Annotated in this window: 10 protein-coding genes and 1 pseudogene; 5 read left to right on the forward strand and 6 right to left on the reverse strand. The window is 69.4% G+C overall.

Going from position 1 to position 12,585, the window contains the following annotated elements; translation table 11 throughout:
- Nucleotides 1–8: 8 nt before the first annotated feature.
- Nucleotides 9–1,130 (reverse strand): aminomethyltransferase family protein, encoded by a 1,122-nt coding sequence (locus ACFY1E_RS36105; protein ID WP_389083776.1) that lies wholly within the window; start codon nucleotides 1,128–1,130, stop codon nucleotides 9–11.
- Nucleotides 1,131–1,248: 118 nt separating this feature from the next.
- Here ACFY1E_RS36105 and ACFY1E_RS36110 point away from each other — a divergent pair, with 118 nt between their 5' ends.
- A complete protein-coding gene (locus ACFY1E_RS36110) occupies nucleotides 1,249–1,866 on the forward strand; it encodes a TetR/AcrR family transcriptional regulator (protein WP_389083779.1) in 618 nt (205 codons plus the stop codon).
- Nucleotides 1,867–1,976: 110 nt separating this feature from the next.
- Here the strand turns inward: ACFY1E_RS36110 and ACFY1E_RS36115 are convergent, their stop codons facing one another.
- The gene (locus ACFY1E_RS36115; RefSeq protein ID WP_389083782.1) at nucleotides 1,977–2,525 is read right to left on the reverse strand and encodes a GNAT family N-acetyltransferase; all 549 of its coding nucleotides are present in this window, start codon (nucleotides 2,523–2,525) and stop codon (nucleotides 1,977–1,979) included.
- 85 nt (nucleotides 2,526–2,610) lie between these two features.
- Here ACFY1E_RS36115 and ACFY1E_RS36120 point away from each other — a divergent pair.
- A pseudogene (locus ACFY1E_RS36120) lies at nucleotides 2,611–2,831 on the forward strand (ISKra4 family transposase); the annotation flags it as partial.
- Between the two features lie 152 nt (nucleotides 2,832–2,983).
- Here the strand turns inward: ACFY1E_RS36120 and ACFY1E_RS36125 are convergent.
- Both ACFY1E_RS36125 and ACFY1E_RS36130 read right to left on the reverse strand, forming a co-directional pair.
- Nucleotides 2,984–4,117, reverse strand: a complete 1,134-nt coding sequence (locus ACFY1E_RS36125; RefSeq protein ID WP_389083784.1) for an ABC transporter substrate-binding protein — start codon at nucleotides 4,115–4,117, stop codon at nucleotides 2,984–2,986.
- A 920-nt stretch (nucleotides 4,118–5,037) separates the two neighbouring features.
- Nucleotides 5,038–5,763, reverse strand: coding sequence for a TetR/AcrR family transcriptional regulator (locus ACFY1E_RS36130; RefSeq protein ID WP_389083787.1), 726 nt, complete (start codon nucleotides 5,761–5,763; stop codon nucleotides 5,038–5,040).
- A 132-nt stretch (nucleotides 5,764–5,895) separates the two neighbouring features.
- Here ACFY1E_RS36130 and ACFY1E_RS36135 point away from each other — a divergent pair, with 132 nt between their 5' ends.
- From ACFY1E_RS36135 to ACFY1E_RS36145, 3 genes are all read left to right on the forward strand, one after another.
- Nucleotides 5,896–7,422: an APC family permease gene (locus ACFY1E_RS36135; protein WP_389083789.1), complete on the forward strand. Its 1,527-nt coding sequence runs from the start codon at nucleotides 5,896–5,898 to the stop codon at nucleotides 7,420–7,422.
- A 47-nt stretch (nucleotides 7,423–7,469) separates the two neighbouring features.
- Nucleotides 7,470–9,101, forward strand: coding sequence for an amidohydrolase (locus tag ACFY1E_RS36140; protein ID WP_389083792.1), 1,632 nt, complete (start codon nucleotides 7,470–7,472; stop codon nucleotides 9,099–9,101).
- A gap of 124 nt (nucleotides 9,102–9,225) precedes the next feature.
- On the forward strand, nucleotides 9,226–9,855 hold the full coding sequence (locus tag ACFY1E_RS36145; RefSeq protein ID WP_389083794.1) for a TetR/AcrR family transcriptional regulator: 630 nt from the start codon (nucleotides 9,226–9,228) through the stop codon (nucleotides 9,853–9,855).
- A gap of 25 nt (nucleotides 9,856–9,880) precedes the next feature.
- Here the strand turns inward: ACFY1E_RS36145 and ccrA are convergent, their stop codons facing one another.
- Together ccrA and ACFY1E_RS36155 are read right to left on the reverse strand one after the other, a co-directional pair.
- Complete coding sequence (gene ccrA, locus ACFY1E_RS36150) at nucleotides 9,881–11,161, reverse strand: crotonyl-CoA carboxylase/reductase (protein ID WP_389083797.1); 1,281 nt, start codon at nucleotides 11,159–11,161, stop codon at nucleotides 9,881–9,883.
- 34 nt (nucleotides 11,162–11,195) lie between these two features.
- Nucleotides 11,196–12,584, reverse strand: a complete 1,389-nt coding sequence (locus tag ACFY1E_RS36155; RefSeq protein WP_389083882.1) for an aldehyde dehydrogenase family protein — start codon at nucleotides 12,582–12,584, stop codon at nucleotides 11,196–11,198.
- Nucleotide 12,585 lies beyond the last annotated feature (1 nt).

Consider the following 12,585-nt stretch of genomic DNA (forward strand, 5'->3'; position numbering starts at 1 on the left):
CTTCCGGCTCAGGCCCGTACGCGGGTGCGCTCGGGGTCGTACACGGGGGTGGGCTTCACCGTGGCGTCGGCCTTGGAACCGTCGGCGGCGACCGCGGTCAGCGCGGTCCCCGGCTTCACCGCGTCGCGGTGCACGCGGGCGAGCCCCAGGGTGGCGCCGTCGAGCACGGGCGAAGGCACGGCCATCGTCACGTAGCCAACGGCGCGTCCGTCCAGCTCCAGCCGCGCGCCCTCAGCCGCCTCGGGCGAGGCGTCCACGACGACGCTGACCACACGCCCCTGCGCGGTGCCCTTCTTGGCGAGCAGCGCTTCGCGGCCCTGGAAGGGGCCCTTGTCGAAGTCGATCGCCCAGCCCATCCGGCATTCGAACGGGGTGACGGTGTGGTCGTACTCCAGCTCACCCATGATCATCCCGGCCTCGGTGCGGCAGGTCAGGAGGGCGAGCGCGCCGACGGCCTTCACCCCGAGGCCGGCCCCCGCGTCGAGGACCGCGTCCCACAGGTCCAGCGCACGTTCGTGCGGCACCTGGATCTCGTAGCCGAGTTCGGCGGTGAACCCGATCCGGCTGACCTGCGCACTGATGCCGGTGACCAGGACGTCCCGGAGGAAGGTGTAATAGGGGAAGGCGGTGTTGGAGACGTCGACGTGCGTGAGCCGCTGGAGAACCTCGCGGCTGCGCGGTCCCTGCAGGGTCAGTACGGCGAATTCGTCGCGCCGCTCGGTGACTGTGGTGCCGTCGGGGGCGTGCGCGGTCAGCGACTGTTGGGTGGCGGGGTTGCCGCCGGTGACGACCACGTGGCCGGGCGCGAGGACGGCCACGGTCACGTCGTCGATCATGAAGCCGTCCGCGTCGACGACCACGCCGTAGGCGATGCGGCCCTCGGCGAGCCCGCGGACGCTCCGTGAGAAGACGGCGTCGACGGTGGCGAGCGCGTCCTCGCCCTCGACGTGCCACTTGTAGAGCATCGAGTAGTCCAGCGCACCGGCGGCGGTGCGGAGTGCCTCGTACTCCTCGGCCGGGTCCGTGATGAACAGGGGCACGGCATGGCCGTAGACGTCCATCCACTCCTCGACGCGGTCGTCGTACCGCGGAGAGAACGGGGTGCTGCGCAGTTCTTCGGGCAGGGCCATAGGAACTCCAGTGAGGCGGAGGAAGTGACGCACCGCCGAGAATCTATCCATTCGGATAACTTGTCAATAGGATAGTTTTGCTTGTCAGGGTGCGCGGGGGGAGAGGAAAGGGGGGTGCATGACCGAGACGGTGGTCGATGAGGGGACCGGCGGCCAGGACAATCGGCCGGGATACGGTCAGGGACGAGAAGCTCTGATGGCGGCGGCTGTCAAGGTCGTCGCGCGAGGGGGCCTGCGGAAGCTGACGTACCGGTCCGTGGCCGCCGAGGCCGGTGTGACCCACGGCCTCGTGGTCCACCACTTCGGATCACGTGACACGCTGCTCGAAGAGGCCTTGGGCTGGGCGGTGCGGCGCAGTATCGAGACGTCGTCGCTGGTGCCCACCAGCGGCCGCCTGGAGGACTTCGCCGCGACGCTGGCCGCGTTCATCGCCGCCGATCCGGATCTGCAGGCGTTCCAGTACGAGCTGAAGCTCGAATCCAGGCGGCGGCCGGAGCTGCGCCACCACGTCGACCTGCTCTACGACGCCTACCGCGATGCCGTCCGCGAGGCACTGGCCTGCTTCGGCGTGTCGCAGGAGATGACGGAGATCGTCTTCGCGGCCCTGGACGGCCTCGTCTTCCACCAGGTCACCTCCGGCGCACCGGAGCGCACCGAGGAAAGTGTCGAGGCCTTGCGCCGGCTCCTCGCGGCCCATCGCGCGCAGGCGTTACCGAGGGCGCCCGGCGTGCATTGAATGAGCCGAAGCTCTCGCGGATCAGCGCGGCAGCCTGGCGACATCGCGATGTCCGGACCGGCATCCGCGCGGCGCGCCACGTCACGACAGGGGGTGAGGTTCTGGCGGCACTATGCGCCGGGGTCGCGGAGGCCGACTGCATCGTGCCGCCAGAACGGCTCTGCGTAGACCAGCGTCCCTGTCATCCATGGTTCGTACTCCGGGAGCCTGAGGGCCTGGAAGGCGCCATCCGGAATGCGCAGAGATGGCTTTCGGAAGCCTTGGTCGTCACCGGGCTCGAAGCCGAAACGCGAGTAGTACCCCGGATCGCCCTCCAGGAAGACCAGAGGGACGGCCCGCTCGGCGAGGGTCTTGAGGCCGTGTCGGACCAGGGCCGAGCCGAGACCGCGCTTGTGATGCTCGGGCATGACGGCCAACGGGCTGAGCACATGCACCTCAACCAGTCGCCGAGGAGCATCGAGCAGACTGCGGGTGAACATGACGTGCCCGACGATCTGCCCGTCGAGCTCAACGACCAGTGAGAGACCGTCCCCGGGCGTGATCGTGCCCCGCAGGGTATCGACCAGGTCGGCCACGACAAGGCCGTGGTCGCCGAACGCCCGCAGGTGGATGTCCCGCACAGACTCTCTGTCGCTCGGAAGTTCTTCGCGAAGATCCATGACCGGAGGGTAAGGACCAGTCCCACGCGCTCGCACACGGTTTTGCAGCCCTGAGGATGGGCGGCGCGTGGGCACAACCGCAGACATGGCTACGGTGGCCTGCGTCTTCGACGCCGCCCGGCCCCGCGCCGGCCGCACGACATCGTGCATCCGCCCGGCGGCCGCAGCGAGAGCCGGACGCCGAGGCCGGCCCGAAAGCGGAGCGCGAACGGTGCACCGTCTCGGTGACCCGTCCCCCCAGAAGGCGTCGTCTCCGACGTCTTCGAGCAGGCCGAGGCCCGTGACCCGCAGCATCTGCGGGACTGGACAGCACAACGTGAAACGGCCGCCACCATCACCTGGTGACTACTTCGACGGCTCAGGGTTCGGCCAGGTGCTGGCGCCGGCCGGGACCCCTGAAGAGCGGTTCTACCGTCGTGGCCGTCGTGGAACCGCTCCGGGCGAGGCGTGAGCAGAGGTCAGAACGCTCCGGGTGTACGGCCGAGGGTTCCGTCGGGGTCGCCGGGGTCGGCGCCCTTGACCTGGCCGAAGTAGAGCTCGACCTGGGAGCGGAAGCGCTCGACGGCGGAGCGGTCGCTCATGAACTTCGCGAAGGCGTCGGGGTTGGTGTTCTTGTACGAGGCGAGGGCCTTGAGGCCCGTCGGCGGGGCGACGTCCTTGCGGACGGACCAGGTCCAGGTGGCGATGGCGTTCTTCTGCACCGCCTGGGAGTCGAGCCAGCTCAGGAAGAGCTTGGCGCCGGCCTTGTGCGGTGCGTGCTTGAAGATGGCGCCGCGCTGGGCCCATGAGTTGAAGTGCTCGGAGTTCGAGAAGACCTGGGTGCCATTGGGCCGGGCGTCGCCGCCGACGGCGATGGTGGCGAGGTAGTCGCCGCTCCCCACCCCGGCGGCCGAGCCCGGGACGCCACGGATCAACTTGGGGTGCTGCTTGATCAGTTGAGCCAGGTAGTTCCACCCGTACTTGTCGACGATCTGCCGGTAGCCGAAGAGCACGGCGTCGTCGTCGTTGGGATAGGTCAGGATCAACTTGTTCTGGAAGGCGGGCTTGAGCAGGTCCGTGGCCTTGAAGTCAGCGGCCTTCGCGGGGAGTTGCTTGGCGTTGACGATGTAGGAGAAGGCGCCGTAGAAGACGCCGGTGTAGTAGCCGTCCTTGTCCTTGGCGTTGGCGAAGACCTTGTCCCAGCCGACCGGCTTGTACTTGAGCAGATCCCCCTGCTTCTTCCAGCGGTCGAAGTCCTGGGTGGTCTGGAGGATCGCGGCGTCGGCGACGAGCCGGCCGGTGGCGAGCTGGTTGTCGATGCGGGCGTCGTGGTACTTGCTCAGGTCGGTGACCAGGTGCAGTTGGACGTCCGGGAACTGCTGGTGGAACGCGGCGGCCAGGTTGTCCCACTGGCCGGGGGCGTCGCCGCCCATGTAGAGGGTGACCTTGCCCCCCTCGGCCACGGCCGCCTTGTGGAGGGCCTGGAGCTGGTTCTGCTCGCTCACGGTGGAGTACCGGTGCGTGGTGGTGTCGGCCATGGCGGTCGTGGTGACGGCGGTGAAGGCCAGGGTGGTGGCGATGGCCGCGCCGATCAGCTTGTTCTTGTGCTGCATGGCGTTGTTGTGCCTTCCTGAGCAAGAAACCGTTTGAGTCTTCAAACGTTTCGATGCGGAGCACGCTACGCGGATTAGATTGAAAGTTCAAACAACAACGATAGCGTGTGACCATGCCCACTACGCCACGCCGGCTGAACACGAGGAGTAGCGCGCCTGGCTCGCCTACGTCGACTTCTCCACTCATCGGACGCCAAGCCGACTGAGGGAGAACTCGAGCTGGTTGCCCAGCATGATGCCGACCTTGTCGCCCGGCGCCGCACCGTCGCCTCCAGTCGTGGTGCCGATCTCGTGAGCAGGATGGTCGAGGGTGCCGAGCGAGCACACCTGGTCCGAGCTGGGTGCACTCGTGGCCCGGGCTCGCTCTGGCGTGGAGAGTGGAGAGGAGAGGGGAATCCGCGCGTGGGCGGACTGGCTCAGTGGGCCTGGTCCGGCAGCACGGTCAGGGAGATGCGCAAGCCGTTTGGAGCTGCCGAGGGTGTGCGTGAGGGTGCGGGAGGCAGCCTTGACCGCGGTCCAAGAGTCCGACCCGGCCCCGGGGTTGAACATGAAGTCGGCCGAGGATCCGGATGCGGCGGGTGGCATGCTCGATGACCGTGAGGATGTACTGGCTTCGGCCTGCCAGGGTGACGGTCTCGTTGAAGTCGCAGGCCAGGAGTGCCTCGGCCAGGGAGTGCAGACCAGGTCGTGGCAGTCCTGTCGGGTGCGGGGTCGATGTCGGCGGCCTGGACCGTCGGCGTTCAGCAGGGCGTCGTGACGGGGTGGGGCGAGGGTGCCCGCCAGTTGCCGGGCCATCCGCCGGACGAGGTCGTCGGGAAGCCGGCCGCGCGCTTCATCGACGAGGATCTTCCTTCTGAGATGTGCCGTTGGGCAGGCGAACCGTCGACCGCGGGAGGGTGCTTGCGAACCCGCCGCCTCGGTCAGTCCCTCGCGGACGGCGCCTGCGCGGCGATCGAGGAGAGCAGTAGGTCGAGCGCGCTTTCGAAGGTGTTCAGGTCGGCCTGGGCCACCAGGTCGGGACCGGCCTTGGCGATGGCGGGATAGTCGCCGGCGTCGACCCGGGCGTACGTCTTCGCCCACGCCGACCGGTCGAGCTCCTGCGTCTGCGGGCTCAGGGCCGCCGACGCCGCGTCGAACGCGGAGAAGGCGAGCACGAAGTCGGCGTAGACCCGGTAGTGGCGAACGGCGTCGGCGACGGAGAACCCGGCCGACTCCAGCGCGGCCAGGATCGTGTCGACCACCTTCAGCTCGCGGGCGCGGCCGGTGGTGCGGGTGGCCACGAGCAGGGCGACCTTGGGATGGGCGAGATAGGCGCGGTGGCCGCGGATCGCCAGGTCGCGGAGTGTGGTCAGCCAGTCCGCGGCCGGGTCGATCTCGGTGAGGGCGTCGCCGATAAGTCGCTCGGCGACGGCGAGGAGCAGGTCGTCGACGTTGCGGAAGTACCGGTAGATCGCCGTGGGGTCGGCCTTCAGTTCGGCTCCGAGGTTGCGCACGCTCAGCGCTTGCGGCCCCCGGGCGTCGATGAGGTGCAGCGCGGCGTCGACGATCACGTCCGCGGAGAGCGCGACGCCGGCACGGGTCGTGGTGCTGCGCTTTCGCCGTCCGATGATCCGGTCCGGAGATGTTGCCGCCTTTTCGCTCGCCATCGGGCCATTCCATCACGCCGGTTCACAAGAATGTTGCGTCAACGGTGTTGACGCAATAATCCGGCGGGGCTTTCATGAGGGCACCCTCGCCGCCTTGGCGGCTCTCTCCGCGGATCACAGCTGGAGGCATCCATGCCAGAGATGTCCGCCGACGCAGCGCCGTCGGCCTCCACCACGAAACTCCCACAGGTTCTCGGCCCGGTGGACGGGGCGGTCATCGCCATGTCCAACACCGCCCCCACCATGAGCATCGGCATCGGCATGGGCGTCATCGCAGGCATCGTCGACGGCCGTACGCCGGCGATCGTCCTGCTGGCCTTCCTTCCGATCCTGGGAATCGCCTCCGCCTACGCCCGCCTCAACCGGGTCGAGCGCAATCTCGGCAACGGGTATGTGTGGGTGGGCCGGGCGCTGAGCCCCTTCCTCGGTTTCCAGGTCGGCTGGATCCAGATCGTCGGCTCCACCCTGTACTTGGCGTACGGCAGCCAGGTGTGCGGATCGATGCTGTTGCGGTTCGCTAACGAGGCCCATCTGCGCTCGGTGTTCGGGCTGGCCCTCGACCCGCTGTCCATCTCGCTGTCGACCGTGCTCGGCGTACTCGTCCTGCTCCTGGTCAGTTACGCGGCGATCCGGGGCGCGGACGTCGCCGCGAGGTTCCAGACCTACCTGATCGTCTTCGAGTACGCCGTGCTGCTCGGCTTCTGCGGCTACGCCCTGTTCGCCGGTCACCACGCCTTCAGCCTCGGCTGGTTCAACCCCTTCGGGTTCGACTCGGTGAGTGTGCTCGCCGCCGGCCTGGTCGTGTCGGTCTACATCTTCTGGGGCTGGGACAGCGTGTTCGCGGTCACGGAGGAGACCCGCGACCCGCGGGACGCCGCGCGGGCCGGATACTCCTCGCTGTTCCTGATGCTCGGCATGTTCCTGCTCGCCGCGGTCAGCTTCGGACGGATGTTCAGCGTTCCGGAGATGGCCGCACACGCCCCGCAACTGCTGCCGTACCTCGGCCAGCGGCTCGCCTCCGAACCGCTGGCCGCGCTGCCGCTGCTCGCGCTGCTGTGCTCGTCGGTGGCCTCACTCCAGGCGGGCGTCCTGCCGGTCGCCCGCAACACCCTCGCCATGGGCCGTGACCAGACGCTGGGCCGGATCTGGACGCGGCTGCACCCGAGGTACGCCACTCCGGCCATCGGCACACTCCTGGTGACCGGCATCGCGGCCACCCTTGCGAGCCTGGCCATCGGCATCGGCACCCTGAACCAGGTGGTGGCCGCCGCGGCCACCTCGATCGGCACCCTGGTCTCGCTCTACTACGCCCTGTGCGGGCTCGCCTGCGCGGTCCGCTTCGCCGACCGGCTGCGGGCGGGGGTGCTCCCGGCACTCCGGGACGTCGTGATCCCGGCGCTGTCCGCAGTCGTACTGCTCACCCTCGGCGGCTACCTGACCTACCACAACTGGACCACCAGCCCATCGTTCGCCCTCGACGCCACCAACGGCCGGTTCCTGGCCTCGGTGCCGGTCGCGATCCTCGTGGCGGGCCTGTGCTTCTCGGCTTGGGCGAAATGGGGCCGCCGCGCCGCCTTCTTCCGTGGTGCCATCGGCGAAACCCCTGCCGGCCTCGACCCGGCCGAGGGGCCGGCGCCCGCGCCGGCCCAGGCCGGCTGATCCCCCCTCCGCACCCGCACCCGTACCCCCTCCACGTCAGGAGCACGATGACCATTTCCGCCGACCTCGTCTTCGTCAACGGGACCGTCCGCACCATGGACCCGACCCTGCCTTGCACGGACACGGTCGCCGTACGCCACGGCCGGATCGTCGGCCTCGGGCACGCCGAAACCGACGAACTCACAGGGGCCCGCACCGAGATGGTCGACCTGAACGGCGGCACCCTGATCCCGGGGTTCCAGGACGCCCACATCCACGCAGTGCACGGTGGTCTCGAACTGGCCAAGTGCGACCTGACCGGGTCGACCGACGTGGCGGAGTATCTGCGGCGCATCGGTGCCTACGCCGAGGCACACCCCTCCGCGGAGTGGATCACCGGCGGCGGCTGGTCCCTTGAGGCGTTCCCCGGCGGGCTGCCCACTGCGGCGCTGCTGGACAAGGTCGTGCCCGATCGGCCGGTCTTCCTCCCCAACCGGGACCACCACGGCGCCTGGGTCAACTCCCGCGCACTGGCCCTGGCCGGGATCACCGCGGCCACCCCCGACCCGCACGACGGGCGGATCGAGCGCGCGGCAGACGGCTCACCGACCGGGATGCTCCAGGAGGGCGCCGCCGACCTCGTCGGCCGGCTGGTGCCGCCGCCCACCGACGGCGAACTCGTCGACGCCCTCCTTCGCTCGCAGCGCATGCTGCATTCCATGGGGATCACGGCGTGGCAGGACGCTCTGGTCGGCTCCGGCCTCGGCGGCTTCGACGTCCTCGGCACCTACCGCGAGGCCGGGGCGGCCGGCGCGCTCACCGCACGGGTGCGGGGTGCGCTGTGGTGGGACCGCGGCCGTGGTGCCGAGCAGATCGACGAGTTGGTCGCTCGCCGTGAGCACGGCAGCGCGGGCCGTTTCACGGCGGGCACCGTCAAGATCATGCAGGACGGGGTCGTGGAGAACCGGACAGCCGGACTCCTTGCCCCCTACGCGCACCAGTGCGGGGAAGAGACGGCCGGACTGAGCTTCGTCGACCCCGTCGCCCTGCGCTCCCATGTCACCGCCCTGGACCGGCTCGGCTTCCAGGTGCACTTCCACGCGCTGGGCGACCGCGCCGTACGCGAGGCGCTGGACGCCGTCGAGGCCGCGCGGGCCGCCAACGGCCCTTCCGGCAACCGGCACCACCTGGCCCATCTGCAGATCGTCCACCCCGACGACATTCCACGGTTCAGCGCGCTGGACGCCGTCGCGAACATCCAGCCCCTGTGGGCCGCGCACGAACCCCAGATGGACGAGTTCACCATTCCGGTCATCGGCCCCGAGCGTGCCCGCCGGCAGTATCCCTTCGCCGCGCTCCGCGAGGCGGGCGCGAGGCTGGCCGCCGGCAGCGACTGGCCGGTGACCAGCCCCGATCCGATCAGCGGCATCCATGTGGCGGTCAACCGGATCCTGCCCCACTCGACGGCCGAGCCGTTCCTGCCGGAACAGCGGATCGCCCTCGACACCGCCCTGGCCGCCTACACGGCGGGATCCGCCTGGGTGAACCACCTCGACGAGACCGGTTCCATCGTCGTCGGAAACCTCGCCGACCTGGTCGTCCTGGACCGCGACCCCTGCGCCGGGCCCCCTGAGGAGATCGCCTCGACGAGGGTCACCGCCACGTACGTGGAGGGCTCGGCGGTCTACATGGCACCCTGACGTCCGAGGTGGGGGCACAGAATCTGCCCTCCTGCGAACCCTAATAAACGTTCATACGAATCTTTGGGGACGGTAGGCTGGCAGGTGAGGGGGTCCGACGGGCCCGTCCAGCGGGAGGGCGAGAGTGCCACGAGGCAGATTCGCGGCGCAAGAGGCCGACGGCAGACGTGTCAGGCGTGCCGCGTCCAAAACCGAGGACCGACGGGACCAGATCCTGCGCGCCGCCGCCGACGTCATCTGCGAACGGGGCTTCGCCGACACCCGCATCGCGCAGATCGCCGACCGGGCCGGTGTCAGCGGTGCCACCATCATCTACCACTTCCGCACGCTCGACCGCCTGCTGGTGGAGGCTCTCAAGCACGCGGAGGAACAGTTCTACGCCTCCGCCGAGCAGGTTGTCGCCGACGGTGCCACCCCCGAGGAACGCCTGCGGCGCCTGGTCGAGTGGGTCTTCTCCGCGGAGCACGACAACCGCCGGCTCTGGGCTCTGTGGCTCGACACCTGGTCGCAGGCGACGCGCCATGAAGAGGTCGCGGCAACCCGTGTGGCACAGGACGAACGGTGGCGGGCCATGATCGCCGACATCGTCCGTGAACTTCCGCTCGAACCGGTAGAGGTCGAGCGCTTCTCTGTGGGGTTCGGCGCCTTCATCGACGGGCTCACCATCCAAGTCGCCCTCGAGGACCCGAGCATGACACCCGCCTTCGCGTGCGAGCTGGCCCTGTCCTATGCGAAGGCCGCACTCGGACGGTGAGTCACGTGCGGTGCTCCCGCTCCCGTCAGGACGCGCCCGTACCGGGCCCGGGGGCACCGATGAGGGCGACGACGTTGCCGAAGACGTCCTCCCCACGCCCCATCGCCGCATGCGCCGCAGGGAGTTCGGTGAAGGCGATGGTACGTCCGAGGCAGGGATCGATCTTCCCGTCGCGGACGAGGTCGTTGTAGGCGACGGCCTGGGCGTCGTTGGTGCCGTGTGAGCCCTGCAGACGCTTCTGCCTCGTCCACTGGTAGCGCAGGTCGACGACGGCGTCGTATCCGGTGGTTCCCGCGCAGATGACGACCATGCCGCCCGGCCGGCAGACGAGGACGCTGGTGGGGATGGTGGCCGCGCCCGGGTGTTCGAAGACGATCGCGGGATCCTTGCGCTCACCGACGATGTCCCACAGCCGTTTGCCGAAACGTCGTGCCTCGGCGGTCCACTGCTTCTGACCGGCCGAGTCGTCGACGAGGGGCGGGATGCCCCAGTGGGTGAATTCGGTGCGGTCGATCCAGCCGACGGCGCCGTGGCGTTCGCTGTACTTGCCGCGTTCCCCGTCCGAGACGACGGCCACCGGCGTGGCTCCGGCGAGCCGGGCAAGCTGCGATGCCTGGGTTCCCAGTCCGCCCGAGCCGCCCCAGACGAGGACGACGTCGCCCTCCTGGACGGTGTTGCCGGCCCAGCCGTGCAGCATGCGGTAGGCGGTGGTGCCGACGAGCGTGGGTGCGGCGGCCTGTTCCCAGGTCAGATGGTCGGCCTTCGGGAGCACCTGGTGGGCCTGGACGCGGGCGAACTGACCGAACGACCCGTAGTTCGTGTCGTAGCCCCAGATCCGGGCACTGGGCGCGATCATCTGGTCGCGGCCCTCGATGATCCAGGGGTCGTCCGCGTCCCACCATCCCGGATGGATGACCACGTGGTCGCCGACGGTGATGCCGCTGACATGGTCGCCCACGGCGTAGACGATGCCGGAGGCGTCGGAACCTCCGACGTGGAAGTCCTCCCTCTCGCCGCGCTTTTGGCGGATGGCGATCTGGTCGACGGGGTAACCGCGGGCAGCCCAGACGTTGTTGTAGTTGACGCCGGCGGCCATGACGGCGACGAGGACCTCGTCCGGTCCGATGGCCGGGGTGGGCACGAGTTCGGGCCGGAACGCCTGGGCCGGGTCGCCGTAGCGGTCGGGTCGTACGACCTGCGCGTGCATGTGCATGGGCACCTGGCCCAAGGGGGGAAGGCTGCCGATGTCGACGGACGACAGGGTGGGAGTGGATACGCAACGCCGGTCGGCGTCTGTGGTGCTCATGTGCTGCCTCTCCGAGGGAAATGCCGGGGCGGTTTCAGGCGAGTTGGATGGCCTTGGTCTCCAGGAACTCCTCAAGGCCGTAGCGACCGAGTTCACGGCCGTTCCCGGACTGCTTGTAGCCACCGAAGGGCGCCGCGATGTTGAACTCGGCGCCGTTGACGTCCACTTGTCCGGTGCGAAGTCGCCGGGCGATCGCCAGGCCGCTTTCCGCGGTCGCGGCCCAGACGCCGCCGTGCAGCCCGTAGCGGCTGTCGTTGGCGAGCGCGATCGCCTCGTCGAGGGTGTCGTAGGAGAGGATCACCAGCACCGGACCGAAGATCTCTTCCTGGGCGATGGTCATGTCCGGGGTCACGTCGCCGAAGACGGTCACCTTCGCGTAGTTGCCGTCGGGCCGGTCGTCCGGATGTCCGAGTCCACCGGTGATCAGTGTCGCTCCGGCGTCGAGCCCGGCCGCGATGTGGGACTGCACACGGTCGTACTGGTCGCGGGAGACCAGCGGGCCCAGCTCGGGCTGGATCTCGGCGGCGACGCGGGCGGCGATCCGGGCGACGGCGTCCCTCGCGGACCGCGGGACGATGAAGCGGGTCCAGGCGTTGCAGCACTGCCCGGAGTTGGTCATGCAGGAGCGCACGGTCGCGGTGACCGCCTGCTCCAGGTCCGCGTCGGGCGTGACCAGGCTGGCCGACTTGCCTCCGAGTTCGAGCGCGACCCGTTTGACGGTCGCGGCGGCGGCCTGGCCGACCAGGGCGCCCGCACGGGTCGATCCGGTGAAGGAGACCATGTCCACGTCGGGATGACGGCTCATCGCGTCCCCCACGACGGGGCCGGTGCCGAAGACCAGGTTGAACGCGCCCGCGGGAAAGCCCACTTCGTCGAGGAGTTCGGTGAACCGGCAGGTCGCCAGGGGCGTCAGCTCGGACGGCTTGGCCACGACCGTGCATCCTGCGGCCAGGGCCGGGACGATCTTGGCGACGAGCTGGTAGAGCGGGTAGTTCCAGGGCAGGATCGCGGCGATCACGCCGATCGGCTCCCGGGTGACGAGCGAGTTCCCGATGTGCTCCTCGTCGGGTTCGTGGGCGAGCAAGGCCACGTAGTCGTCGATGATGGCGATGGGTGTGCCGACATGCGCGCTCAGCGCGAACGCTTCGGGTGCGCCCATCTCCGTCTCGATGAGCCAGGCCAGCTCCTCGGCATGCGAGCGGAGGAGCCGGCCCAGCGCGCCGAGCAGCCGGGCCCGTTCGGCCCGTGGTGTGGCCGCCCAGCCGGGGAAGGCCGAACGGGCGGCGGCGACGGCCGCGTCGACATCGGCGGCGCCGCCGGCGGGCGCCGATCCCACGACGAGGTGGCTGGCCGGGTCGATGACGGGTATCCGGTCCGCGGTCGTCGGCGGGCACCAACGGCCGTTGATGTAGTGGCACTTGATG

Source organism: Streptomyces sp. NPDC001604 (assembly GCF_042893475.1).
Classification (GTDB): Bacteria; Actinomycetota; Actinomycetes; order Streptomycetales; family Streptomycetaceae; genus Streptomyces.